Consider the following 24,495-nt stretch of genomic DNA (forward strand, 5'->3'; position numbering starts at 1 on the left):
GTTCTCGAAAGACGGCATTTTCGCCTCAGCCTGAGCGAAATCTCAACCTATCCTCACCTTGGAATATTTCAGTCCAAAACGCCCAAGCGCCGCATCCATCAGCACCGCGCGCCGGGTCGCCAGCGCCAGCACGGCGATGGCGGCGATCAGGTTCACTGGCACATGGGTCATTTCCGACACGGCCCTGCCGAACAGCGGCGCGATCCACGCATAGGCAAGCCAACTGGCTTCCCACCGGAGCGCGCCGCGTTTGGCCATGTCCGCCGCCATGAAGGCGATGGCGACGCCCAGCAGCACGAAGTCGTAATCCAGCACATAGGGGGTGCAGAGCAGCGCCGCGCTCAGTGCCGCCGCGCCACGCACTGCCATCGACCCGTGCCGGGCGACCAGTGCGGCCATCAGGATCGCGCCCGCCGTGACGATGGCCTGCACAGCATAGGCCAGCGGAATCGAACCGCCCCACTGGCGGATCGCGGCGAAGGGACTCTGGATCTTCTCCCACCCCGTCGCGCCCGCTTCGATGATGATATGCTGCGTCAATGGCAGCGAATCGAGGAACGCGCGCCACACTGGCCAGCCCCAGATCGCCAGCGTCAGCAGGCACAGCACGGTCACGGTCAGCCCAGCCGACGCGAACGCGCGCATGTTGCCGCGCGCCAGAAGCAGCACCGGGATCAGCACGGCAAATTGCGGTTTGTAGACCAGCGCGCCCAGCAGCATCCCCGCCACCCATGGCCGCCGGTCGAGCAGCAACATGCCCCCGCCCAGCAGGCTGGCGGTCAGGAACGCATTTTGCCCATGGCCCAGGCACACCAGCACCACCGGCGCGCCCAGCGCGACCAATAGGGCATCGCGATCATCGGGCAATATCCGCCGCACCAGCAACAGCGCCAGCGCCAGCGACAGCCCCTGCCAAAGCAGCAGTGCGACCACATAGGGAAATTGCGCCAGCAGCGTGGCGATGATCAGGAAGGGCGGGGGATAGTGCCAGCCATAGAAGGGAATCGCGCTGTCATGATGGACCTGTTTCTGGACTTCATGCTGCGTTGGCCAGTCCCATGCGGCGGGCGCGCGGCCATGATCGGCCATCCATCCCGCCGTCCACACGTTGGAAAAGTCCGTCCCCAGCGGACGTCCCAGCGAATCCACCGTGCCATGGGCCGTCGCAAACAGATAGACGAGGCCTATGATAGTCGCCGCAAACACCAGCCATGCGGTCAGCCGGACCCGTGCGCGCGTGACGAAACGATCTGGGGAAGCAACCATGGCCATGGCGTCGTCCATCGCACAAGCGGCTGAAATTCTGGTTAATGGGTGGCTGTCATGGCCCGCCCTTGTCGCTTTTGTTGCCTCATCATGGCCAGATATGATTGAAAGGGGCTTGGCTGCCTTGCCTCTTGCCTCTATCGGAGCTTGGCACTAGGGCTGCCTTAACGGTTGTTCAGACCACCAACGATACCAGTCAAGAAGGACCACTCATGAGTGAGACCGCGGATCGCGTAAAGAAAATCGTCGTCGAGCACCTGGGCGTTGAAGCCGAAAAGGTGACCGAGGATGCCAGCTTCATCGACGATCTGGGCGCAGACAGCCTGGACATCGTTGAACTGGTGATGGCGTTCGAAGAAGAATTCGGCGTCGAAATCCCCGACGATGCGGCTGAGAAGATTGCGACCGTCAAGGACGCGATCGACTATATCAACAGCAAGCAGTAAAGCGTTTCGTGGCCCGCGCCATGCGCTGCGGGCCGCTTTTCGCGCAAGGAAATGGCTCCTCCTGTCCGGTCAAGCCGGGATGTGGGGAGCTTTTTCGTATCTGGCGCGCCGTTCACAAACCCGTCGTAACGGGCTAGAGGGGAACGGTGCGGCCCAAATTGAGATTTCGGAGCTAGGATATGCGTCGTGTCGTCGTAACCGGCCTTGGCATGGTCAGCCCGCTGGGCGGGGATGTCGAAACCACCTGGAAGAACATCATCGCGTCGAAATCCGGCGCGGCGACGATCACGCGGTTCGACCCGACCGACTATAAATGTCGTATCGCCTGCGAAGTGAAGCCCAAAGACCATGAATATGGCTATGACGCCTCGCTGGACGTGGATCACAAGATCCAGCGGCAGGTCGACCTGTTCATCGTGTTCGGCATTTCCGCCGCCAGCCAGGCGCTGCGCGACGCGGGCCTCGACAATATGTCGGAGGAAGAACGGCTGCGCGCGGGCTGTTCGATCGGGTCGGGCATTGGTGGCCTGCCGGGCATCGAAAGCGAATCGCTGGTGCTGGCCAACAAGGGACCAAGCCGGGTTTCGCCGCACTTCGTCCATGGCCGCCTGATCAACCTGATTTCCGGTCAGGTCAGCATCAAATATGGCCTGATGGGTCCGAACCATGCCGTCGTCACGGCCTGCTCCACCGGCGCGCACTCGATTGGCGACGCTGCGCGGATGATCGCGATGGATGACGCTGACGTCATGCTGGCGGGCGGCGCGGAAAGCGCGATCTGCCCGATCGGCATTGCCGGTTTCGCGCAGGCGCGGGCGCTTTCCACCGGCTTCAACGACACGCCCGAAAAGGCATCGCGTCCCTATGACGTCAACCGTGACGGCTTCGTCATGGGCGAAGGCGCGGGCGTGGTCGTGCTGGAAGAATATGAACATGCCAAACGGCGTGGCGCGAAAATCTATGCCGAAGTGATCGGTTACGGCCTGTCGGGCGACGCCTATCACGTTACTGCGCCCCATCCCGAAGGGTCTGGCGGCTATCGCGCAATGGCGATGGCGCTCAAGAAATCGGGTCTGGCGCTGTCGGACATCGACTATGTCAACGCGCATGGCACGTCGACTCCGCTGGGCGACGAGCTGGAACTGGGCGCGGTCAAGCGGCTGTTCGGCGATAACCTCGGCACCATGTCGATGTCGTCCACCAAGTCGGCCATCGGCCATCTGCTGGGTGGCGCGGGCGCGGTGGAAAGCATTTTCTGCATCCTCGCCATGCGCGACGGCATCGTGCCACCAACGCTGAACCTGGATGAACCGAGCGACAGCTGCAAGGGCGTGGACCTGGTCCCGCACGTCGCCAAAGAACGCAAGGTCCGCGCGGTGCTGAACAACTCGTTCGGCTTTGGCGGCACCAACGCCTCGCTCATCATGAAGGCGATGTAAGACTGACTTGATCCTCCCCTGCAAGGGGAGGGCTATCGCATATGCGACCACGCCCGCCTTGTTTGTCACCCTGAACGTGTTTCAGGGTCCATTTTGCCGGATCAAGCAGTTGTTTGGGACGAGAAATGGATGCTGAAACAGGTTCAGCATGACTTTGAGGGGCGAAAGAAAGTCATATGCTATAGCCCCGCCTTTGGAGGGGAAGCACGCGCGTAATTTCTTTGGTCGGGCAGTTGTGACGATGGCAAGACGATCCTCCAATCCCATGCGTCGCTTCGGCTGCGTCATATTGCTGATCGGTCTGGCCGTCGCTGCGTTCGTCGGCTTCCGCTTCGTGGCGGGCTGGAAGGAACAAGGCCCAGCGGCGCAGGATGTCAGCATCACCGTGCCGGAAGGGGCGACTCTGTCCGATGCGGCGGTGCTGCTGAAACGCTCTGGCGCAGTTCGCTCCGCCGATGCGTTTCTGACGCGGGCAAAGGTCTTTGGCGGCGGCACGTCGATCAAGGCAGGCGAGTTCGTCATCCCGGCCAAGGCCAGCAACAGCGACATCCTTTCCATCCTGCAAGGCGGCAGGACGCTCACGCGCCTGATCACCATTCCTGAAGGTATGCCGTCCATTCTGGTGCATGAACGGTTGATGGCGAACGACCAGCTGACCGGCAGCATCCCGGTGCCGCAGGAAGGCAGCGTGCTGCCCGACAGCTATGCCTTCGACAAGGGGGAGCCGCGCGCCGCCGTGCTGAAACGGATGCAGGGCGCGATGGACAAGGTTCTGGCCGACCTGTGGGCCGCCCGCGCGCCCGACACTATTGCCAAAACGCCCAAAGAAGCGGTCATATTGGCCAGCATCGTGGAAAAGGAAACCGCCGTTGCCGCCGAACGGCCCACGGTCGCGGGCGTCTACAGCAACCGGCTGCGCACCAACATGATGTTGCAGGCGGACCCGACGATCATCTACCCGATCACGCGGGGCAAGCCGCTGGGTCGGCGCATCCGCAAGTCGGAAATCGCCGCCGTTAACGATTACAACACCTATGCCATGGTCGGCCTGCCCAAGGGACCGATCGCCAATCCGGGGCGGCTTTCCATCCTTGCCGTCCTGCACCCGGCGAAAACCAGGGCGCTCTATTTCGTCGCGGACGGGAAGGGCGGGCATATCTTTGCCGACACCTACCAGCAGCATAATGAAAATGTGCGCAAATGGTTCGAAATCCGCCGCGCGCGCGGGGAGCTTTGATCCGTTAGCGCAGCACGCCCTTGCCCCGCATCGCGCGGGCATAGGCCAGTTGCGTGACGCCAGCCGCGAAGATGAGCGCGGGAACGACCAGCGCGCCACCGCCCTCGACCGCCAGCATGTCGGTGCCGAAAAAATTCTGCGCGAACAGAATGACGATCGCCGCCAGCGACAGAGCATAGACCGGCACCGCCAGCGCCCGCCGCGCGATCAGCAGCAGCGCGCCCAGCGTGCCGGCGCCCACCGCGACCGCAAACACCGCCCACACCCATCGGGGCATCTGCGCATAGACCCGCGCCATGTCCGGCCGGGTCCGGGCAAGTTCGGCCATGTCCATGCGATATTGCATCAGGAAAGACAGGTCGCCGATCAGGTTCCACGCCAGCGCGGCGATGGCTATGGCCAGGAAATAGCGCGGCTTGTGCATGGCCCGTTCAGCGCAAAACGCCGCGCGCCACCAGACTGCGCGCGTAGAGCAGCTGGACGATCGCAACGATGATGATCAGCGCAGGGAAGGCGGCACTGGTCGCGCCCTTGATCGCCAGCAGGTCGGTGCCAAGGAACGTATAGCCAAACTGCACGATAACCGCGATCAGCGAGACTAGGAATAAAGTGGCGGCGACCGCCTTCTTCATCAGCAACAGCATAGCGCCCAGCGTGCCAGCACCGACTGCAACGCCATAGGCACCCCATACCCATCCGGGCATGGCGGCAAAAGCCTGCGCCGTGGTCGGATCGGTCCGGGCCAGCACGGTCAGGTCGGCGGTATATTGCATGACGAAGGCGGCAACGCCCATCAGGTTCCACAGCAGCAGCAGGATGCCGATGGTCACGAAAAATCTTGGGCTTTTCATGCGCCATTCCTCCTCATGTCGGGCGCTGTCCCGTTGCAGCGCCCTGCAAGAGTTTATACACCGCAAACGAGCCGTGCGAAAGCGGCGCAATGATCGAGGGACATGACCATGCTGGGACGATCCGTACCGAATGTGACGCTCAAGACGCGGGTGCGCGACGAAAGCGTCGAAGGGCCAAATCCCTTTCGCTGGCAGGACGTGGAAACAGGCGATCTGTTCGCGGGCAAGCGGGTTGTGGTTTTCTCGCTGCCGGGCGCCTTCACGCCGACCTGCTCGACCGAACAATGCCCCGCCTTCGAACGCTATTATGACGATTTCACTGCGCTGGGCGTCGATGACGTCTATTGCCTTTCGGTCAACGACGCCTTCGTCATGTTCCAGTGGGGCAAGCAACTGGGCGTCAAAAATGTGAAGCTGCTGCCCGACGGATCGGGCGACTTCACGCGCCGCATGGGCATGTTGATCAAGAAGGATCATCTGGGCTTCGGCGACCGCAGCTGGCGCTATGCGATGGTGGTGGACGACGGCCAGGTCGTCGCCTGGTTCGAGGAACCGGGCATCAACGACATCGGCTCGGACGAAGACCCCTATGGCGAAACCCGGCCCGAACCCGTGCTGGACTGGCTCAAGGCGCGCAAGTCTGCCTGACGCCCCGCTTCCTGGCCCCATCCCCGCCCCGATCATCGTCACCGCGCTGATGGGGGCGGCGGATTTCGCATGGGCCGACGGATTGCGCCGCGCCCATTTTCCGCCCGAACGCAATGTCCTGTCGGCCCATATCACCCTGTTCCACCATCTGCCGCCATCGGTGCTGCCCGAACTGGCCGATCGGTTGAAGCTGCTATGCCGTGGCCCCGCGCCCGCAGCGCGGCTGATAGAGGTCATGCTGCTGGGGCAGGGGGTCGCCTATCGCATCGACAGTCCCGCGCTCATGGCCATGCGCGACGATCTGGCCGAGGCGTTCACGGGCCTGCTGACCCCGCAGGATCAGGCCCGCCCGCGCCTGCATGTCACAGTGCAGAACAAGGTGCCGCCCGCGCAGGCCAAGGCGCTGGCGCAGCAATTGCGCGCCGATTTCCGCCCGCGCCCCTTCGCCATCGCAGGGCTGGCGGCATGGCATTATCGCGGCGGCCCATGGGAACCGACGATGAAGGCAATGTTCCGGGGGTAAATGCTCTCCTTGAAGGGCAGGGCTATCGCATATGAAGCACATCTCCTTTTACTTCGTCATGCTGAACGTGTTTCAGCATCCATCGCGCCCCAAAAGCCGCTGCTTGCGGCGAGAAATGGATCCTGAAATAAATTCAGGATGACGTTGTAGGGATCACAAAAGATCATATGCGTTAGCCCTCCCCCAATGGGGGGAGGAATATCTTATGCCAGCCCGACTTCCTTCAACGGCACGCTGGCGTCGGCCAGTTGCGCCGGGTCCAGCGCCGCGCCCGACAGGACATGCGCCCGGCCCTGGACATAATCCTTGACCATGTTGACGCAATCCAGCGCGATCACCTTGCCGCCTTTCAGATAGACGACCGAAAAGCTGCGCGTGGCCGGGTCGCCGCGCGTGATGCTCTGGTCGAAACCTGTCGACAGGCCGACCGTCTGGAGTTTCAGGTCATATTGGTTCGACCAGAACCATGGCACCGCGTCATAGGCGTCTTCCTTGCCCATGATGTGTGCGACCGCGACCTTGGCCTGATCATTGGCGTTCTGCACCGATTCGATCCGCATCTGCGCCCCACCGGCAAAGCGGTTGGCGTGCGACGCGCAATCGCCCACGGCATAGATGTCGGGCAGGCTGGTGCGGCAATATTCGTCCACGTCCACGCCATTGCCACCGACCGCGCCCGCCGCGATCAGCGGGCCGGTTTCGGGGATGATGCCGATGCCCACGATCACCATGTCGGTTTCGATCCGCTCGCCGTCCTGCATCAGCACGGCGGTCGCCATACCATCGCGCACCTCGATGCAGTCCATCCGCGCGCCGGTGCGCAAATCGACGCCATGGGCGCGATGTTCGGCTTCGTAAAAGCGCGACAGATCCTCGCCCGCGACCCGCGCCAGCACCCGGTCGAGCGCTTCGAGCAGCACGACCGTCTTGCCGAATTTGGACAGGACAGCGGCGGCTTCCAGCCCGATATAGCCGCCACCGATGATGGTGACATGGTTGATGCTGTCGATCTTGGCCATCATCGCGTCGACATCGTCGCGGCGGCGCACGCCATGGACATTGGCCGCGTCCGCGCCATTGCATGTCAGCATCCGGGGGCTGCCGCCGGTACACCAGATCAGCTTGCCATAACCGATTTCAGCATCGCCTGCGGTTACGAATTTGCCGACCGGATCGACGCTCTTGACCCGGCGGCCCAGCAGCATGTCGATCTTGCGCTCGCCCCAGAAGGTGGCGGGGCGAATGAGGATGCGGTCGAAACTCTTGTCGCCCGCGAAATATTCCTTCGACAGTGGCGGACGTTCATAGGGCGGGTCGTTTTCCTCGCCGATCATGGCGATCGACCCTTCGAAACCCGACTGACGCAACGAAATGCCGGCCTGCGCCCCCGCATGACCTGCACCCACGATCAGAACGTCATAATAGCTCATCGGCCACTTATCCTCTTTTTCCCGTCGCGCGCTGATTGGCGCGCTTTGACGGGAGAGGCAAGACCGTTATCTGTCGCATAAGGACAAAAATGGTAGCGGAGGAGTCGCTAAAAGTTCCGTGTCAGGCGGGTTCAGAGCGTCCGTAAGCACGTTGTAACGTTGGTAATTTTTCTTGTAGCCTGTTCGCGGTCGGTCGCCCTGATTTGCCTGAACCCGCATCGAAATGTGGGAACAAGAGTGGGATCATTTTTTGCTACGAAATGTGGGACCAGTTTGTGGGAACACGGGCAGAAAATTCCCTAACAGGGAACCAAACCGTATGCCGCTGACAACTTTGAAAGTGAAGAACGCGAAACCCGGTCGCCATACCGATAGTCGAGGTCTCTGTCTGCTCGTGAAGGACAGCGGAGCGCGGACGTGGGTTCTGCGAATGCAGAGACACGGACAACGCCGTGACTATGGGTTGGGATCAGCGTTGGACGTATCGCTAGCCGAGGCGCGCGAAGCAGCCGCTGCGTTACGTCGCCGAGTCCGCGAGGGCTTCGATCCAGTCGCCGAGCGGCGGAAGGCGCGAAAGATCGTGCCCAACTTCGAAGCCGCGACTCGGACTTGCCACGAGACTTTACGCGAAGGCTGGAATGGCGGACACCATGCGAAGTGGCTTGCTAGCTTCGAAAAGCATCTGTTCCCGAAGATCGGCAAGAAGCCGGTAGATCAGGTAGATAGCGCCTGCGTGGTCGAGGCGCTCGCGCCGATCTGGCTCGAAATTCCGGAAACTGCCCGTCGCATTTTGCAGCGCATAAGCGTTGTTTTGGATTTCGCGCATGTCAAAGGCTGGGTGCCGGGGGAAGTGTCGCTGCGTTCCGTTCGCAAAGGGCTTCCACGCCAGAACGACAAGCGCGGTCATATGGAGGCCATGCCCTATATCGATGTTCCGGCACTTATGCAGAAGCTGGCGGCGGCAACTCCGACAACGGGCCGGGACTCTTTGCGCTTTACCATCTACAATGCCGTCCGCTCCAACGAGACGCGCTTTGCCGTCTGGACAGAGTTCGACTTGGACAAGGGCATTTGGACCATTCCAGGCGAACGGATGAAGGCACGGGAAACCCATATCGTGCCATTGTCCGCGCCCGCTGTAGCGTTGCTACGCAAACGGTGGGACGAGCGCACCAGCGACACCGGCCTAGTGTTCTCGCTCAAAGGCGCAAAACCGATCAGCGACGTGACCATGACCAAGCTGTTACGAGATGACGGGATCGCTGGGATAACAGTCCACGGATTCCGCTCTTCGTTCACCGATTGGGTGGCAGAACGGACCCGTTTCCCCAAGGAGGTTGCCGATAAAGCCCTCGCGCACAAATTGCCGAACAAAGTCGAAGCCGCCTATAGGCGCACCGACTTTTTCGAGAAGCGCCGACATCTCATGGCGCGTTGGGCCGATTATCTGGACAAAGAGCCAGCAAAGAGAGACGGGGACGCGGCTGCCGAGTCCCCGCCGCCTACGCGCCGCGCTGCCGCCTGATCAGATCATGCAGGCTGGCGGTGGTGATGCGGGTAGCCTTGCCGAGCTTCACTGTTTCGACCTCACCGGCCGCGATCAGTTCATAGAGCTTGGTGCGGCCGACGCCGATCATGCTCGCCGCTTCGTTGACGCGGACGCAGATCGGTTCGGGTGGCAATCGCGCGTTCATTGGACATGGCTCCCGGCTTGACCCTCGCGATAGCCGACAGGATCGGCGATCCAGCGGTTCACCGAGGACTCGCGCCAGCCAGCGCCATGAACGCTGATCCGGATTTGAGCGGGAAATGTCCCGTCCGCGATCTTGCGATAAAGGGTGGAGCGGGAAAGCCCGGTGCGGGCCAGAACGGTTTTTAATCGAATAATGCGATCAACATTGTTCATGGGGCAATCTCTTCATCTCGTCGTTTGCACGCCCCCGACGATGAGCATTGGATGCCTTGCGGTCCCCGACAAGAGGCAGTCTAGGGCGGCTCGCAATCATCAGTCAGCTACCGGGAGACGCTGGCGGCGGACTGCGGACAGTGGCGAAAGAAGGCGGAAATTGGCGTAGGCGGACCACCGAACGCGATCGGTGAAATTTTGTCTCACCTTGTGCCAAGACTCCGCTCGCCAGCGCTTGCAGCCGCCCGTTCTGAGCGGTGACAATGGGCGTTAGGCCGAGTCGGTCATGAGGACATTCCTTTCTTAGGGGCCGTCCGCAGATGTGATGAAGCAACGAAATGCTCGATCGTATGAGGTTCGTTGTCAAGAAGGCCGTGCAGCATCGGCACATCCGAGCGCACATTGAAATATAATGCTATGTGTTATATAATGCGATTGGAGCAGGAGGTCGGCCATCGCGCGTATATTCAAAAACGGATGGTTCACTCGCTTTGCGCGGAAGGAGCGTATCTCCAACGCGGCGTTGCAGGATGCGGTGGACCGCGCGGAAAGCGGTCTGGTGGACGCCGATCTTGGCGGCGGCGTCATCAAGCAGCGCGTGGCCCGCGCTGGTCAGGGAAAATCGGGTGGGTATCGCACGCTGATCCTATTCCGGCAGGGCGACCGGGCCATATTCGCTTTCGGCTTCGCCAAGAGCTCACAAGCGAACATATCCAAGGCCGACTTGGCCCTGCTGCGCGAAGCGGCTGCTGAGGCGTTGGAATGGAGCGGCAAGGAACTGAACCGGCTGGTGGCGTCGGGAACATTAGTGGAGATCGAAGATGGGAACGACGATGAAGGATAAAGGCTATCGCAGCGAGATCGCGGGCGCGATCCACGAAATGATGAGCGATGCGCATGACGCGGGCGTGGTGTCACGCGCGACGCTACGCACTTTTGATGAAGCGTGCCTTGCCCCGGCCCCCGCGTTGGCAGGCGATGAAATCCGGGCGATCCGCGAGCGCGAACATGTCTCACAGCCGGTGTTTGCCGCCTATCTCAATGTCTCGCGCAATCTTGTGTCGGATTGGGAACGCGGCGTTAAGCGCCCTGGTGGGCCTGCACTACGCCTGCTGTCGATCATCCAACGTAAGGGATTGCAAGCGGTCGCGTAGCCTTGCCCGTCGCTTTTAACCGGCTTGATCTGTAAATTTGGCCGATTGCGGGATGACCGCTTTTGCGCGGCACGAATTACATTGCCGTCTTAGCTGGACTTTGTACGTTTTTTGTCAGGTCCAGGTCCAGAAGATGCTGTTGTTGGCGATGTGGTCCAGGGCCCGATCGAGGGGTAAGACGCATCCGCCCATATCGTCGATATCTTCCCATTGTCGCCGGTGTGACCAGTAACCGAGCCTGACTTCGTCGCGCGTGCCGACAGGCTTCAGGCGGGCGATCGGCGCCTCGGTTTCCAGCAGATAGAGATGGTAGGCGCCTTTGTCCTGGTACCAACCCACGCCGCCGCCGTTAGCGGCGTCGAACGTTTCGATGCGCAGAATAATTTCGTCGTCTTTCATGGTGCATCCATAGCTGCCGTCAGGTCACAGCGTATCCGATTCGTCTCGCCGCATGGCAACAGTCCAAGCGTTGCAACGTGCGGCAGTTAGGATTCGAAGCATGGAATGTTGGACCAGAACAGAGCCGTTGTCGGCGATCCCGTTCCCCAGATCCTGCGCCAATGGCTGCAGACGTGGCGTCCCTGCTTTACTGCACCCAGTTGGGAGCATGTGCTTGTTCTCGTGATGGGCGGCCTGCTGGCCACGGGCAAGCGGACTGTTACCTCTTGCCTGCGTGTGACTGGCAGGGCCCAGGCCGTCAACTTCGCATCCTACCACCAGATCCTCAACCGCGCCCGCTGGAGCTCGCGTGCCGTTGCCAGGCGACTGCTTGGTATCATCGTCGAACGGCTCGTGCCCGATGGCCCTGTTGTCATTGGCATGGACGACACCATCGAGCGGCGATGGGGGCGCCGGATCAACGCCCGTGGTATTTATCGCGACCCTGTCCGCTCCAGTCACGGCCATTTCGTCAAGGCCAGTGGGCTGCGGTGGCTCAGCTTCATGGTGCTCACCCCGGTGTCATGGACCAGCCTGATCAAGGCGCTGCCGATCCTGACGCTGCTTGCTCCTTCGGAACGATCCAACCTTCGACGCGGCTGTCGTCACAAGTTGCTGACGGACTGGGCCCGCCAGGGCGCACTGCAACTGTCTCGTTGGCTGCCAGGTCGTCGGATCATCTTCGTCGGCGATAGTAGCTTTGCCGTTCACCAATTGGCCCATGCCATTACGCCTCGGGCAACGCTCATCAGCCGGCTACGGCTGGATGCCAACCTGTTCGCACAGCCCCCGAAACGGACCTCATACACAGCAGGGCGGCCCGCACAAAAAGGGTCAGCGCTACCAAAACTCAAAACCCTACTCGCCAACCCGGCTACGCGCTGGGCAAGGATCCTCGTCTCCGCCTGGTACGGCCATGTCAACGGCAAGGCGCTCGAGATCACATCCGATACCGCCTTGTGGTACAGGCCCGGCACCCCGGTATTGCCGGTCCGATGGGTACTGGTCCGCGATCCCAACGGAAAGCGCGATCCGCAAGCCTTCTTCAGTACCGACATCACCCTCGAGCCCGCCGACATCATCGCCCTCTACGTCCGCCGATGGCAGATCGAAGTCACATTCGCCGAAACGCGCGCCCACCTGGGTGTCGAAACACAGCGCCAGTGGACCGACAATGCCATAGCCCGAACCACTCCGGCGCTGCTGGGACTCTACAGCCTCATATCGCTTTGGGCCTGCGATCTGCTTACCACTACCAGCATCCCCTACGCCGCCGCCTGGTATCGAAAAACCAATCTGACGTTCAGTGACGCTATCGCTGCCGTCCGGCTTCAACTCTGGGTCGGCGACATTAATTCACGCTCCCCGCCCCACCCAGAACCGCAATATATTCCGACAACCCGCCTCGTACGTATGGCTCAAGCGCTATGCTTCGCTACCTAATCGTACAAAGTCCAGCTAAGGTAGCCAATACGCCTATGAGGGATGCGTCAAATGGATAAGAGGAAGGGAACTCCGACGGAACAGGCCGCGGCTGAATTGCGGGTAGACTCCTTCCGTAAAGCGCTCGGCCCGTTTGTTGTTGCGGCTGAAACAACCCGGATGGCAATGATCTTTACAGATGCGCTAATCGAAGGGCATCCGATTGTATTTGCCAATGACAGCTTTCTTGCGCTTTCTGGATTTTATCGGACCACGCTTTTAGGAAAAGGCGTTGGATATATTCTGCAGCAGCTAGCTGATTATAATGCGCTTTCGTCGATCGAGCACGCGCTTAATTCTGGCACGGACGGAACCTGGGAAGCGAAGTGCCGCTGCGCAGATGGAAGCGAATATCTCGCGACTGTCTTCCTCAGTCCGGTTCGAGGTAACCATGGCGTTGTTCTTCAGCACGTTTGGTTTTTTGTGGAGGTAAGCCGACGCATTGATCGACTTCTTCGGCAGCGTGCTCAGTTCGACAAACTCTATGAGCAAGCGCCTGGGTTCATCGCGACGTCGGAAGGCAACGATCACCGGTTCACCTTTGCCAATGAATCATACAGACGTCTGGTCGGGCGCGATGACCTGGTCGGATGTACCGTCGCCGAGGCACTGCCTGAGGTTGCGGAACAGGGGCTAGTCAAGCTGTTGGACGAGGTGCTCGCGACAGGAGAGCCATTCATCGCCCGCAACAGGCCTATGCGCTTGGGGCGCAATAACATCGCGAAGGTTCATTACCTTAACTTCGTATATCAGCCGATACGCGACGAGGGCGGCGCGATTACCGGGGTATTTTGCGCAGGATATGACGTTACGGCAGAGCGTGAGGCTGCGGAAAAGCTATCGCTGCTGCAGGATGAGGTAGCTCATCTTTCTCGTATCAACGCCATGGGCATGATGGCTGCGACATTAGCGCATGAACTTAACCAACCACTGACCGCGATCTCTAGCTATGCCGCCGGCGGCGTCCGTCTAGTAAACCCGGCTTCCCGAAACTCCGAGGCGCTCATAGGCGCATTGGAAGCAACGCAAGAGGCAGCGCAGCGCGCCGCCGAGATAATTCGCAATGTCCGGGAACTAACCCGCCGAGGCGAAACGACCAAAATGTCGTTCGACTTAGGGGCCGCAATCGCGGAATGCGTGCGCCTGGTCGGTGCGGGCGGTTGCCCCGACGTGCCGATTGATGATCAAACCGCAGCGGGATTATCCCTCTTTGGTGATCGTATTCAAATTCAGCAGGTCATCATCAACCTGCTTCGCAACGGCTGCGAAGCGGCGGGTGCCTCGATCAAGCCCTGCGTCGTCATCAGCGCGTCATCGAAGGACGATCTGGTGGTCGTGAGCGTTACCGATACCGGCGAAGGACTTTCCCTGGAGGCGGCGCAGAACATCTTCACCTGGACTGACTCTTCCAAGGGTTCCGGGATGGGTCTTGGCCTATCGATCTCGCGAACCATCGTCGAAGCGCATAGCGGGCGCATCTGGCTGGAAAAGAGCGGTGCGTCGGGCACGCAGTTCTGCTTTTCGATACCGAATGGAGTATCTCATGGCTGAGGCAGTGATTGAAGACAAATCTGTCGCTGCGGGTACAGCATCAGCTATCCCCGCTCCTGCCACGGTAACACAGGCCCCAGAGGCGGTTCGACGGGTCTATATAGTGGACGACGATAGCATGGTTCGACGTTCATTATCCTTTACCTTGAACACAGCTGGATTTCTAACTCGCGCGTTCATGTCCGGGAGGGACTTCCTCGATGAGACCGACAGCCTTTCGACAGGCTGCGTGCTGCTGGACGTGCGGATGCCGGACATGGATGGCATTGCGGTTCTTGAGGAGCTCGGCCGAAAAAGCCTGTTATTTCCGGTGATAATCATGACAGGACATGGCGACGTAGAAACTGCCGTTAGAGCCATGAAGCAAGGCGCGGATGATTTCATCGAGAAGCCATTCACCGACGCGGCTCTTATGGAGATGCTCGAGGCGTTGTTCGCAAACCTGCCTGCACGGATGGAAGCGCAAGTCGAACGGATGAAGGCGCAAGCCAGTGTGACGAAGCTTACTGCGCGGGAGAGAGAACTCCTACAAGGCCTTGTCGCGGGTCTGTCCAACAAAGAAATAGCAACACGGCTGGACATCAGCGTACGCACGGTTGAGATGCACCGCTCCAACCTGATGAACCGTCTAGGTGTGGATACATTCGCTGAGCTCATCCGCACCGCAATACTGGCGCAAGTGAAGCCGCTTCAGCTATGATCTCCCAAGGCATGTCGGTATATGCCTCCGCCTCTTCTTTTACGGGCCGAGTTTTACTCAGTTTTCATGGCTAGTGAGGTGAATGCCAGCTCTCCCTCCCTTGGACCACCGCATCACACCCCGTCGCTCGAGTCCTTCGCCAAGGACGACCTTAACCGGCAGACCTTCTACAAAACCCGAGGTGTGGACCTGTTCGGCACGAGGAGAGGAACCTCCCATTTCGACCAGATTAATTTTGCCTTCCCTCTGGGCGGCATCCTCTGTCATCACCCCAACGGGCTGTATGCCACCACTGCAGCTTCCTTTGGCCCATTGAGCGAGCAGCCCCCCCTTGTCGATTGGCAAGGAGAGCCGCACACCGCAGGCATCCCTGCTTGTCCAGACTACAGTCCCCTCAACGCCATCAGCGTTGGTAATCTGCACCGTGATCACATCCCCAAAGCAGATTGGAAGGCTGTGGCGCAACATCATTCCTTCGTCAGAGATATTCTGTAGTCGGGCCGAACCCTCATAATGTTCGCATTGGACCTTGACCACGCGCAAAGACGCAGGCGTCCGATCAGACCTTCGCTGTTCTTCCCAGTACCAGGATCGTGGACCGCCGATTACTGCGGCCCATTTCAGAGCTAGTTTGCAATGGTTCATGATGTTTTAGCTCCTCTCGGGAGCAAAAGTGACGCTTGATCTTGCTGAGCGATAGATCGGATGATTACGGGAGCCGCCATTAACGATTCAGTAACGGAGACGCGGAGGTAGCTCCTTTGAAGAGGTTACGGCTTCCTGAACACGCCGCCCGTATTTACCACGGATTGCCATCACCTACGAGAATGACGATACACATATTCATAAGCATTGCAGGGCAAGACCTGCGACACAAGGAGCGAGCCATTTGCACCGGACCGAGGAATATAAGCCTTTTGTGGTGCCGGCTGCGAACTCGCCTGAGGGTAGAATTGGCCGGGTGCGGCCTATTCGCTCCGGGGGAGGAGACAAATGAAGCATGTGTCTTTCATGAATACCCGCGCAGTCCCGCTGTCTGCTCCTCACGGCCTTACAAGTCTTGCGAACTGTCTGCCTCTTTCGGCTCCGAGAGAAGGGGTTGCGGACGCTTTTATCCAACAGACCGCGGACCCTGTACTGCTCCTTAACGCAGAGGGCAGCGTGCTTTGGGCAAACGCAAGCGCACTGGCGCAAGTCGATGCCATGCACGTCGAGGGGATCGGAAGGCGCTGGGAGCAGGTCTGGGCAAATGATTACCGTGCGGACGCAATGGCAGCGTTCGATATGGCTTTGGCCCATGGGCGTGCAAGGTTTTCAGCTGCCAGCCAAGCTAGCGATGAAGTGACGCGGGAATGGGATGTCACTCTCACGCAGATAGGCGACATGACGCTCGGGAGCCTGAATATCATCGCCTTGGCGCGGGAAGTGAAGGGTCAGGATGCCGGCGCAAGCCATCTCCGCCGAGGAGATTTGCACGATGCCCTCACCGGCTTACCCAACAGAATGGGTGTCCAACAGGAACTCCATAGGAGGACTTCGCGACTTGTCGCCGACGGCGGCCGATTTGCACTGGCGATTTTGGATATAGACGGCTTCAAACAATTAAACAGCCGCCTCGGGCAGAAGGCCTGCGACGCCATACTTATTGAATTTGCAAACACCATGGCACAAGCAGCAAATGACCATCTGTTTGTTGCCAGAGTGGAAGGCGATCAGTTCGCCCTCCTTGTAGATGCTGTGCTAGACCCTGATAAGATTGTCACCCAGATTGAGCGTTTGATCCAACAATGCGCTGATCGGGTCCTGAACAGCACAGATATAGCCAGCTTCTCCGTAAGCGCGGGGGTAACGATATTCCCGAACGATGGTGAAACGGACCAGGAGCTACTTCAAAACGCGCGCACGGCGTTGGAACACGCCAGGAGAGCACGCCATGGCAAGACTGTCCTTTTCAACGGCAGCATGCGCCAGCAGCTCCAGCGCCACTCGTCGATGCTGGAAGTAGCCAAGGTGGCGATCGCCAGTGACTGGATAAAACCCTATTACCAGCCCAAGGTGGACTTGCAGTCTGGCCGCGTGATTGGCCTGGAAGCGCTGCTGCGGTGGCAGCGGCCTGGTGCGCCGGTCGAACTACCCGCCAGCATCCTTGCCGCCTTCGACGACCCCGAACTTGCCACATGCATCAGTGAGAGGATGCAGAATAAAGTTCTGACTGACATCGCGGCTTGGAAGCGGGCGGGGTCCGCCCTGCCCGTGGCCATAAACGCGTCGGCGGCTGACTTCCGCAATCCGGACTTCGCGGGCAAGTTTCTGAACCAACTCTATAAGGCCAATATTCCAACTCACCTCCTCGAGCTTGAAGTGACCGAGGGCGTGTTCCTCGGGATTGGCGCGGCGGATGTAGGAGTCGCCCTGCGGGAACTCAACGCGGCGGGCGTGCGTATATCTCTCGATGACTTTGGAACAGGCTATGCGTCGCTTTCCCATCTCAAAGAGCATCCGGTCGATATCCTCAAGATCGATCGAAGCTTTGTCAACAATTTGCCGGACAGTCCCGATGACCGCGCGATCGTGAGCGCGATGATAGGCCTTGGGCGCAACCTTGCGATTGAAGTGGTAGCCGAGGGTATAGAAACTATGGAACAGGCTACTCTATTGCGCGATATGGGCTGCCACACCGGCCAGGGCTTTTTATTCAGCCGGGCAATTCCCGGCGCGCTAGTGCCTCACCTTACTCGTCAACATCTGATGGCAGGCAGCGAGCCACAGACCCTGCCGCGACGCGCGTCATAGAAGGCGAAATGCACATGTTCAGCTTATTATATGCGAGCCGGAGCACCCTGCAGCCTAGCGAAGCCGATGCCGCGGTTAAAGCCCTTGTGAGCGCTGGTCGATCGCGTAACGAAAAGGCCGATGTAACTGGCTGCCTGGTTTTCGGCGCTGGAAGATTTGCTCAGATACTGGAAGGGGAGCAATCCGCTGTGGAGGACATCATGCGCAGCATCCTGCGCGACCCTCGCCATACTGAGGTCGCCATCCTTCAACAGGGCGAGGCGGCTACCCGCCGGTTCGCCGATTGGACGCTTGGCTATGCCGGGCCCTCCTTGTTCGTTCAGCGCACGATCGCCCGGCCCGTGTCGGAGGCTCTTCGCGGGTCAAAGCGAGGTATGGCAGACCTCATTCATGTCATGACTGAATTCCACGCGAAGCAGACGATTGCCTCGTCACTACCAAGTGCCTGATGAGTCAAACTATTATTGCTGGCGGAACTCCCGCGGGAATGAACTTTTCTTAAGGGACTTGTAGATATGCTCGGGACGGGGTCAACTACTGGAGCAGGAGCGAGGGCCTTGAATGATCGTCAACTCACCGACGAAGAAGGTAGACTTTCAGCCCTTGAGCGATATCAGATTCTCGACACCGCGCGCGAAGCGTCGTTCGACAAGATCACAGGCCTGGTCCGGGATATTCTCGATGTGCCGATCTGCGCCGTATCCCTGGTCGACCAGGAGCGCCAGTGGTTCAAGTCCATCCAGGGCCTGGACTCTGCCGAGACGCCCCGAAACGTCGCGTTCTGCGCTCACACCATATTGAAGCGCACGCCCATGGTCGTACCCGACGCAGTGCTCGACCCGCGGTTCGCCTCAAACCCCCTTGTGACAGGCGATCCAGGAATCAGAAGTGATGCCGGAATGCCGCTGCGAACACCAGACGGTTACAACCTTGGCCCTCCGTGCCAACGATGATGAGACAACGCGCCGCCGGTAATTTACCCTTGAGGGCGCGGATGAGATATCACCATGGTTATGCCGCGTATTCCAAACGACGAGATCCCCGCCGCCGCTGGCGCTGCCACCGAGGAAGGCCGCAGGCCAACGCTGGTGGCAGCGCCAGCGGCGGCATCGCCTGAGCTATCCGGCCGGCCGCATCGCCGGAACTTTACCGCCCAATATAAGCTGCGGATCTTGGATGAGATCGATCATGCAGCCGGCACTGTGGGGGCGATCGGTGCCATCTTGCGGCGCGAGGGGATTTATTCCTCCTCGATCACCGAGTGGCGGCGGCTTCGCGCTGCTGGGGCATTTGAGGCACTGAGCTCTGTGAAGCGTGGACCCAAGCCGGCAGCATCCAATTCGCTGTCGGCGGAGTTTGCTCAACTGCAGCGTGACAATAAGCGTCTTCAGCAACGGCTGGAGCGGGCTGAAGCTGTGATCGACATTCAACAAAAAGTCGCGCTTTTGATAGGCTTACCGATCGAGAGCGACGAGAAGCTGTGATGGACGCGCTGGCTACACTGGGCCCCAGCTCCGGCATTCTTGCAGCGGCGTGTGACGCACTGGGCGTGTCGCGTGCGACCTTCCATCGTCGCCGGGCTGCTTTGGCGCGACCTGTGGCTGCTCGTCGTCTGCGGCCAGCGCCGGCCCGTACGATCCTGGGGCCCGAGCGCCAGCACATTATCGATCTGCTGCGAGAGCCGCACTTTGCGGATCTCGCGCCCGCCGAGATCTACGCCACGCTGCTCGACCAAGGCATCTACCATTGTTCGATCCGCACAATGTACCGGATCCTCCACGAGCATCAGGAAGTTCGCGAGCGCCGCCAGCAACTTCGTCACCCCGTCTATCAGAAACCCGAGCTGCTGGCCCAAGGTCCCAATCAGGTCTGGTCCTGGGACATCACCAAGCTCATGGGGCCGAGTAAATGGACATACTTCTACCTCTATGTAATCATTGATATATTTAGTCGGCGCGTCGTTGGATGGCACATCGCCGACACTGAAAGCGCCGCTCTGTTCAAGCCGTTGTTCGAAGACTGCGTCGCCAAACATGGCGTCGCCCCTGGCCAGCTCACCCTCCACGCCGATCGTGGTCCATCGATGAAAGCCAAGGCCACCGCCCTCATGCTCGCCGATCTCGGCGTCACCAAATCGCACAGCCGGCCGTATACCTCGAACGACAATCCCTTCTCGGAAAGCCACTTCAAGACCATGAAGTATCAGCCCCAGTTCCCAAAACGCTTCGGCTGCAACCAAGACGCCAAGACCTTTTGCCGACACTTCTTCACTTGGTATAACCGAGACCACCATCATCTCGGGATCGGCCTGATGACGCCCGACCAGGTACATTACGGACAGGCAGATGCAGTCCATGCCGCCCGCCAGACGATCCTCGAAAAAGCCTTCCGCGCCAACCCCGAGCGCTTCGTCAACCAAGTTCCTCGACCGCCGCAAAAACCCACTGCCGTGTGGATCAATCCACCAGCAAGGGAGCCAGCTCCGGTCGCTTAAACTCTCGATCCGGCTGTCTCACAATCGTTGACACGTTCCGTGGCTCGCTTTGCGTTATCGATGTGCAGCCTCGGAACTTCAGCGAAGGACAGATCAGCATTCTTAATAAGTTTGCAGGGCTGATCATCGATGAACTAGAGCTTCGCACACTTGCTCATCGTGACTCTCTCACAGGCGCAGCCACTCGGCGTTCTTTTATCGAGGATGGTGAAAAAGCCATATCCCGGCTCGATCGCTATGGCCGACCGTGCGCCCTCATCCTCTTTGATCTAGATCACTTCAAGCAAATCAACGATGGTTTTGGCCACCCGGCGGGGGATGAGGTCCTCAAAGCTATCGCGGATTGCTGTCGAGCAACGCTCAGGCCCGCCGATATCCTCGGTCGGCTTGGAGGTGAAGAGTTTGGGGTCTTGCTCAATGAAACTAGCTTAAAGGACGCCATCGCCTTTGCCGAGCGCCTCCGCACCCAATTTCCACGTTTGGCGTTCGACTGGGCTCCTCATCTGAGAATTACCGCCAGCTTTGGCGTATCAGAGATCGGAGCGGGTCATTCGCTTGATCATTGCATCAGCGTAACGGATGCTGCTTTGTTCAAAGCCAAGCGCGGCGGACGCAACAGAACCATCAGCAGCAACAAGCTCGAGAGCTGCGCGGTCGCCGCTTGATGCGGCTGTGATGACAGCAATCGAGGAGCCGATGACGCTGACTGCGGGAAATACGGTACGGGGCGCTTACCGCGTTTTAAAACCATCAACGTAAACAGGCTCTGGCAAGTCGGCGTAACGTCCCCACCCGCCGAGTGCACTTCGATCAACCCGGCGCTCACCCCCGTGGGCGTCGGGAAATTCGGCAGGAACGCTGAAGATAGCGAACTTGCTGGTTGCGCGCGGAATCTCGCCGCGTCGGTATGATCGTGGAATGATCTTCTGATCCCCCGATCTACTACCCGTCTATCGTTTGAGGGGAGCAATTCAATGCTTAAGTCCCTACAGATCGGATACAAGCCGCGTGAGACGCGCTATCCTGTACTGATTCCAGCCCGAATGCGCGCGGCACCCTCATGGACAGACGTGGTGATCCATAACCTTTCGGCCCATGGCGCGCTTATCGCATGCGACAATCCGCCAGACCGCGGTGCCTATGTTGACATCCGGCGGGGCCAGCAAACAATCGTGGGACGAGTAGTTTGGAAAAAGGATAGGTTCTTCGGCATCCGGGCACAGGGAACGATCGACATAGCTGCGATTATGAACGAACCCCGCATGGCGCGCCGTCTGGAGATGGTGAAGAGCCCAGCCAGCATGTTCGACCGCCGCGCACAGAATCGAATAAAGCAAGATGCTGATATAGCGCGACAGTTGGAAAAAAGCCGTCTCTGGTCGTCGGCATTCCAGTCGAGCATTCTTATAGCCGCAGGGCTCTTTGCTGCCGGATGCGCTGCCGCCGAGGTATATGAAGCTCTGGCAACGCCTTTTCCCGCACTGGAAAATCATCTATAGCCACCTGCGTCCGACGGAAATGCGGCCGGATTACGCAGTTTCGGCGCTGCTCCGGCAGGTTCGACGTTATCGGACCTGACGCGAAGTTGTCGGAACGCATTTGGCACCGCGACGCATAATATAGTCTAAAAATTTCACCGAACAAATTGCTGCAGCTTCCAAACTTTAGGCCATCAAGTGTCGATCATCTCGCCGATCTTGTTTGCTAGTTCGCTAGTTCTGTCATCACGAAGGGCTTAGTGATGACCTCCATCCCCGGTTCGAGATGGCCGTTGCCCACTGCTGCATTTTCGGCAAATCCTTTGACAAAGAGTATCTTCAGATCGGGCCGTTGAACTCTCGAGGCATCGGCGACCTGACGGCCATTCATGCCGCCCGGCAGCCCAACGTCCGTTATCAAGAGGTCGATGCGCACGCCCCTTTGAAGGATTTTCAGGCCTGACGAACCGTCCTCTGCTTCCAGAGCCTTATACCCCGCTTCTTCCAGCACGTCGACGATGAGCATGCGCACAGTGGGCTCATCATCAATGACAAGGACGGTCACTCCGGAACCCACCTCCTCGATCGCAACGTCACCGTGGACTGGTTCATGGTCCAGAGACCCCGAATAGCGCGGCAAGTAGACGCACGTCTCATCACGCCACGAGACGCCTGTGTTGTCGGCAAGCAGGAACGGAATCTCGTTCGCTTCCACCGCGCAGCCGAAGTAGAAGCCTTGGCCAAGTACGCAGCCCTCCTTGAGCAGCAACCGTCGCTGGAGCTCAGTCTCAACGCCTTCTGCGACAACGTCGATTTTCAGGCTGCGCGCGAGCCCCAAGACAGCAGGCACAATGGCGCGAACCTACTGGTCAATGGTCATTTTTTCGACGAACGAACGGTCGATCTTGACGACGTCTACCGGATAATCCCGAAGGTGGGACAGCGAGTAATGCCCGGTGCCGAAATCATCCAGCGCGATCCGAACGCCTGTCTCGTGCAGTAACTTGAGAGCACGCCCGACGAAATCAGCCCCCCGGTCCAGGAATACGTGCTCGGTAATTTCAACCTCTATCAGCGAAGGCGGTAAGGAATAGTCGGTGATCCGCTGGATGAGCCGCTCGGCGAAGTCATCTCGAATGAACTCGGCCGGAGCAGCGTTCATCGCGACAAATTCGACTTGGAGGCCGCGGGACAAAATGCGGAGAAGCGCGAGGGGCAATCGGACAGGGCGGCGTCGATGCCATTTTGCACCGCCGCTTGGCCCGCCTTAGGCCACAAAGAGATCAATTTCTTGCCTTGAACGTCGGCCAGGGTCTCAATCTCCATAGCTCGCACGCCGGGGTCGTTCATAAACAGGAGCGTACCGTCCGCTTTCCGTGCGCCAATAATTCCCAATCGGACACGGCCCAGATATGCTATCCGGCGGCAAGCGGTAGCGTAAAGCGGAGCGAGGCGCCGTGCTGGGGAAGGTTCACGGCGTTGATGCGACCCCCATGGGCTTCGACGATGGTCCGGCAAATGGAAAGCCCGACACCTAACCCGTGAGCCTTTGTTGTGACGAAGGTGTCAAATACGCTCGGAAGCAACTCAATCGGAATGCCGGGCCCGGCGTCAGAAACGCATATCTCGAGATGTGTCTCCGTTTGCGATGTCGATATTTCGATCTGGCATGGCTTCTCAACTGCTGCCTCAACGGCGTTTTGCAGAAGGTTGATCAAGAGATGCTGGATCTGGATTCGATCCGCCTTGATGAGCGCCTCAGGCGCCAGACGGTAGGTTACCGTAGTTCCAGGGCGATCCGCGAGGACCAAGTCTGAAGCATCTTTCACTACCTGCTCCAGTTCGAACTCCGTTTTTTGGGGACGGCCGTGGGCGCTCATTTCGCGCACGCGGCGAATGATTGCCCCAGCCCTACCGGAAGCCTCCTGCGCGCCTTCGATGCATTGCGCCAGGTCCGGCGGCACCATCGTCTTTGTCGCGATACGGCGTGCCGCCGCCATATAATTTGAGATTGCTGTCAGAGGCTGATTCACTTCATGCGCAAGCGTGGAACTCATCGCGCTCATCGCGCTGACGCGGGAAACGTGGATCAGTTCAGTCTGGAGCGACTGCACTTTCTCGCGCGCAGCCCTTTCCGCCGAAATATCCTGTTTCGTCCCGAAAATGTGAACAGATTTTCCGTCCTCCTGTTCCACATCGACGGTGAGCCGTATCCATCGACTGTTGCCGAGCGTCGTGTGGATTAAAATATCGAGGACGAACCCGATCCCAGTCTCGATGGCTCGGCTGCGTAGCTGCTCCATTTCACGGCGAGACGTCGCCTCATAACATGCCAAAGTTTGCTCACGACTAACAGGCGTCCCCCTCGGGATGTCAAACAGGTCGTAAACGCCGTCAGTCCAAGTCAGTTCGCTGGTGGCAAGATCGCACTCCCACACGCCGATTTTCGCCAGCGCCGACACCCGCTCGTACATCTTGCGGAAGTGAGCAGCAGATGCGGCGTGCGCGCATGCCCCATCATTAAGGGTTGGGAAATCGTTGCTAATTGTTCTTTTACCCTACCTTGTCGAGCCGGCGCTAGCGCCGAGCTCCACCCCACGTCCGCTGCGCGATCTATACGCGCAAGTCGACCTGAACTTGCAACGGTTTCGTGCGGTCA

The 24,495-nt window shown here is 59.4% G+C and carries 27 protein-coding genes and 2 pseudogenes; 17 read left to right on the top strand and 12 right to left on the bottom strand.

The features are described from left to right. Positions 1-42 precede the first annotated feature (42 nt). Positions 43-1,272 carry a glycosyltransferase family 87 protein gene (locus tag SPBM01_RS02220; protein WP_188063815.1) on the bottom strand — a complete coding sequence of 410 codons (1,230 nt, stop codon included), beginning with the start codon at positions 1,270-1,272 and terminating at the stop codon, positions 43-45. Positions 1,273-1,478: 206 nt separating this feature from the next. On the opposite strand from SPBM01_RS02220, the gene SPBM01_RS02225 reads away from it, so the two are divergent. The 3 genes from SPBM01_RS02225 (at position 1,479) to mltG (ending at position 4,388) form a co-directional block, all read left to right on the top strand. Beyond that, positions 1,479-1,712 (top strand): acyl carrier protein, encoded by a 234-nt coding sequence (locus tag SPBM01_RS02225; RefSeq protein WP_188063816.1) that lies wholly within the window; start codon positions 1,479-1,481, stop codon positions 1,710-1,712. Positions 1,713-1,891: 179 nt separating this feature from the next. Beyond that, a complete protein-coding gene (fabF, locus tag SPBM01_RS02230; RefSeq protein WP_188063817.1) occupies positions 1,892-3,151 on the top strand; it encodes a beta-ketoacyl-ACP synthase II in 1,260 nt (419 codons plus the stop codon). A gap of 265 nt (positions 3,152-3,416) precedes the next feature. Next, a complete protein-coding gene (mltG, locus tag SPBM01_RS02235) occupies positions 3,417-4,388 on the top strand; it encodes an endolytic transglycosylase MltG (protein WP_188063818.1) in 972 nt (323 codons plus the stop codon). Positions 4,389-4,392: 4 nt separating this feature from the next. Here mltG and SPBM01_RS02240 read toward each other — a convergent pair whose 3' ends face one another. Next, positions 4,393-4,812 carry a sugar transporter gene (locus SPBM01_RS02240; protein WP_188063819.1) on the bottom strand — a complete coding sequence of 140 codons (420 nt, stop codon included), beginning with the start codon at positions 4,810-4,812 and terminating at the stop codon, positions 4,393-4,395. A 7-nt stretch (positions 4,813-4,819) separates the two neighbouring features. Then, complete coding sequence (locus SPBM01_RS02245) at positions 4,820-5,239, bottom strand: sugar transporter (RefSeq protein ID WP_188063820.1); 420 nt, start codon at positions 5,237-5,239, stop codon at positions 4,820-4,822. 108 nt (positions 5,240-5,347) lie between these two features. Here SPBM01_RS02245 and SPBM01_RS02250 point away from each other — a divergent pair, with 108 nt between their 5' ends. Together SPBM01_RS02250 and SPBM01_RS02255 are read left to right on the top strand one after the other, a co-directional pair. Next, positions 5,348-5,887 (top strand): peroxiredoxin, encoded by a 540-nt coding sequence (locus tag SPBM01_RS02250; RefSeq protein WP_188065512.1) that lies wholly within the window; start codon positions 5,348-5,350, stop codon positions 5,885-5,887. 49 nt (positions 5,888-5,936) lie between these two features. Beyond that, complete coding sequence (locus SPBM01_RS02255) at positions 5,937-6,410, top strand: 2'-5' RNA ligase family protein (protein WP_262504303.1); 474 nt, start codon at positions 5,937-5,939, stop codon at positions 6,408-6,410. Between the two features lie 203 nt (positions 6,411-6,613). On the opposite strand, the gene SPBM01_RS02260 is transcribed toward SPBM01_RS02255, so the two are convergent. After that, entirely contained in the window at positions 6,614-7,840 is a 1,227-nt protein-coding gene (locus SPBM01_RS02260) for an NAD(P)/FAD-dependent oxidoreductase (RefSeq protein ID WP_188063822.1), read from the bottom strand. A gap of 319 nt (positions 7,841-8,159) precedes the next feature. Between SPBM01_RS02260 and SPBM01_RS02265 the strand changes: the two genes are divergently transcribed. Next, complete coding sequence (locus SPBM01_RS02265; RefSeq protein ID WP_188063823.1) at positions 8,160-9,365, top strand: tyrosine-type recombinase/integrase; 1,206 nt, start codon at positions 8,160-8,162, stop codon at positions 9,363-9,365. Here SPBM01_RS02265 and SPBM01_RS02270 read toward each other — a convergent pair. Next, entirely contained in the window at positions 9,343-9,534 is a 192-nt protein-coding gene (locus SPBM01_RS02270) for a helix-turn-helix domain-containing protein (protein WP_188063824.1), read from the bottom strand. The two genes, SPBM01_RS02265 and SPBM01_RS02270, sit on opposite strands and share 23 nt — an antisense overlap. Beyond that, positions 9,531-9,746, bottom strand: a complete 216-nt coding sequence (locus tag SPBM01_RS02275; protein WP_188063825.1) for a helix-turn-helix transcriptional regulator — start codon at positions 9,744-9,746, stop codon at positions 9,531-9,533. The genes SPBM01_RS02270 and SPBM01_RS02275 overlap by 4 nt, the downstream gene beginning before the upstream one ends. 508 nt (positions 9,747-10,254) lie before the next feature. On the opposite strand from SPBM01_RS02275, the gene SPBM01_RS02280 reads away from it, so the two are divergent. After that, positions 10,255-10,590, top strand: a complete 336-nt coding sequence (locus tag SPBM01_RS02280; RefSeq protein ID WP_262504404.1) for a type II toxin-antitoxin system RelE/ParE family toxin — start codon at positions 10,255-10,257, stop codon at positions 10,588-10,590. Beyond that, positions 10,580-10,900, top strand: a complete 321-nt coding sequence (locus tag SPBM01_RS02285; protein ID WP_009820704.1) for a helix-turn-helix domain-containing protein — start codon at positions 10,580-10,582, stop codon at positions 10,898-10,900. The genes SPBM01_RS02280 and SPBM01_RS02285 overlap by 11 nt, the downstream gene beginning before the upstream one ends. A gap of 114 nt (positions 10,901-11,014) precedes the next feature. Here SPBM01_RS02285 and SPBM01_RS02290 read toward each other — a convergent pair whose 3' ends face one another. Continuing rightward, the gene (locus SPBM01_RS02290) at positions 11,015-11,299 is read right to left on the bottom strand and encodes a hypothetical protein (protein ID WP_188063826.1); all 285 of its coding nucleotides are present in this window, start codon (positions 11,297-11,299) and stop codon (positions 11,015-11,017) included. Positions 11,300-11,404: 105 nt separating this feature from the next. On the opposite strand from SPBM01_RS02290, the gene SPBM01_RS02295 reads away from it, so the two are divergent. The 3 genes from SPBM01_RS02295 to SPBM01_RS02305 are packed head-to-tail and all read left to right on the top strand — an operon-like array spanning position 11,405 to position 15,071. Further along, a complete protein-coding gene (locus tag SPBM01_RS02295; protein WP_188063827.1) occupies positions 11,405-12,781 on the top strand; it encodes a transposase in 1,377 nt (458 codons plus the stop codon). A 51-nt stretch (positions 12,782-12,832) separates the two neighbouring features. Next, the gene (locus SPBM01_RS02300) at positions 12,833-14,371 is read left to right on the top strand and encodes an ATP-binding protein (protein ID WP_188063828.1); all 1,539 of its coding nucleotides are present in this window, start codon (positions 12,833-12,835) and stop codon (positions 14,369-14,371) included. Continuing rightward, on the top strand, positions 14,364-15,071 hold the full coding sequence (locus tag SPBM01_RS02305; RefSeq protein WP_188063829.1) for a response regulator transcription factor: 708 nt from the start codon (positions 14,364-14,366) through the stop codon (positions 15,069-15,071). The genes SPBM01_RS02300 and SPBM01_RS02305 overlap by 8 nt, the downstream gene beginning before the upstream one ends. 57 nt (positions 15,072-15,128) lie before the next feature. Here SPBM01_RS02305 and SPBM01_RS22140 read toward each other — a convergent pair whose 3' ends face one another. Continuing rightward, a complete protein-coding gene (locus SPBM01_RS22140; RefSeq protein ID WP_188063830.1) occupies positions 15,129-15,716 on the bottom strand; it encodes a PilZ domain-containing protein in 588 nt (195 codons plus the stop codon). Positions 15,717-16,064: 348 nt separating this feature from the next. Between SPBM01_RS22140 and SPBM01_RS02315 the strand changes: the two genes are divergently transcribed. The 6 genes and pseudogenes from SPBM01_RS02315 (at position 16,065) to SPBM01_RS02345 (ending at position 21,857) form a co-directional block, all read left to right on the top strand. Then, positions 16,065-17,864, top strand: coding sequence for a putative bifunctional diguanylate cyclase/phosphodiesterase (locus SPBM01_RS02315; RefSeq protein ID WP_188063831.1), 1,800 nt, complete (start codon positions 16,065-16,067; stop codon positions 17,862-17,864). Positions 17,865-17,878: 14 nt separating this feature from the next. Then, positions 17,879-18,313, top strand: a complete 435-nt coding sequence (locus SPBM01_RS02320; RefSeq protein WP_188063832.1) for a BLUF domain-containing protein — start codon at positions 17,879-17,881, stop codon at positions 18,311-18,313. Between the two features lie 108 nt (positions 18,314-18,421). Continuing rightward, a complete protein-coding gene (locus SPBM01_RS02325; protein WP_188063833.1) occupies positions 18,422-18,817 on the top strand; it encodes a GAF domain-containing protein in 396 nt (131 codons plus the stop codon). A gap of 54 nt (positions 18,818-18,871) precedes the next feature. After that, positions 18,872-20,358: pseudogene (locus SPBM01_RS02335) on the top strand (IS3 family transposase). Between the two features lie 62 nt (positions 20,359-20,420). After that, the gene (locus SPBM01_RS02340) at positions 20,421-21,023 is read left to right on the top strand and encodes a GGDEF domain-containing protein (protein WP_223177760.1); all 603 of its coding nucleotides are present in this window, start codon (positions 20,421-20,423) and stop codon (positions 21,021-21,023) included. 309 nt (positions 21,024-21,332) lie between these two features. Further along, positions 21,333-21,857 carry a PilZ domain-containing protein gene (locus SPBM01_RS02345; RefSeq protein ID WP_188063837.1) on the top strand — a complete coding sequence of 175 codons (525 nt, stop codon included), beginning with the start codon at positions 21,333-21,335 and terminating at the stop codon, positions 21,855-21,857. A gap of 205 nt (positions 21,858-22,062) precedes the next feature. On the opposite strand, the gene SPBM01_RS21830 is transcribed toward SPBM01_RS02345, so the two are convergent. From SPBM01_RS21830 to SPBM01_RS02365, 4 genes and pseudogenes are all read right to left on the bottom strand, one after another. Next, positions 22,063-22,362, bottom strand: a complete 300-nt coding sequence (locus tag SPBM01_RS21830; RefSeq protein ID WP_410483040.1) for a response regulator — start codon at positions 22,360-22,362, stop codon at positions 22,063-22,065. Between the two features lie 255 nt (positions 22,363-22,617). After that, a pseudogene (locus tag SPBM01_RS02355) lies at positions 22,618-22,998 on the bottom strand (EAL domain-containing protein); the annotation flags it as partial. Then, on the bottom strand, positions 22,995-23,186 hold the full coding sequence (locus SPBM01_RS02360; protein ID WP_188063840.1) for a hypothetical protein: 192 nt from the start codon (positions 23,184-23,186) through the stop codon (positions 22,995-22,997). The pseudogene SPBM01_RS02355 and the gene SPBM01_RS02360, both read right to left, overlap by 4 nt. Positions 23,187-23,251: 65 nt before the next feature. After that, complete coding sequence (locus tag SPBM01_RS02365) at positions 23,252-24,298, bottom strand: sensor histidine kinase (protein WP_223177761.1); 1,047 nt, start codon at positions 24,296-24,298, stop codon at positions 23,252-23,254. Positions 24,299-24,495: the final 197 nt, after the last annotated feature.

Source organism: Sphingobium sp. KCTC 72723, assembly GCF_014280435.1.
In the GTDB taxonomy this organism is placed as follows: Bacteria; Pseudomonadota; Alphaproteobacteria; order Sphingomonadales; family Sphingomonadaceae; genus Sphingobium.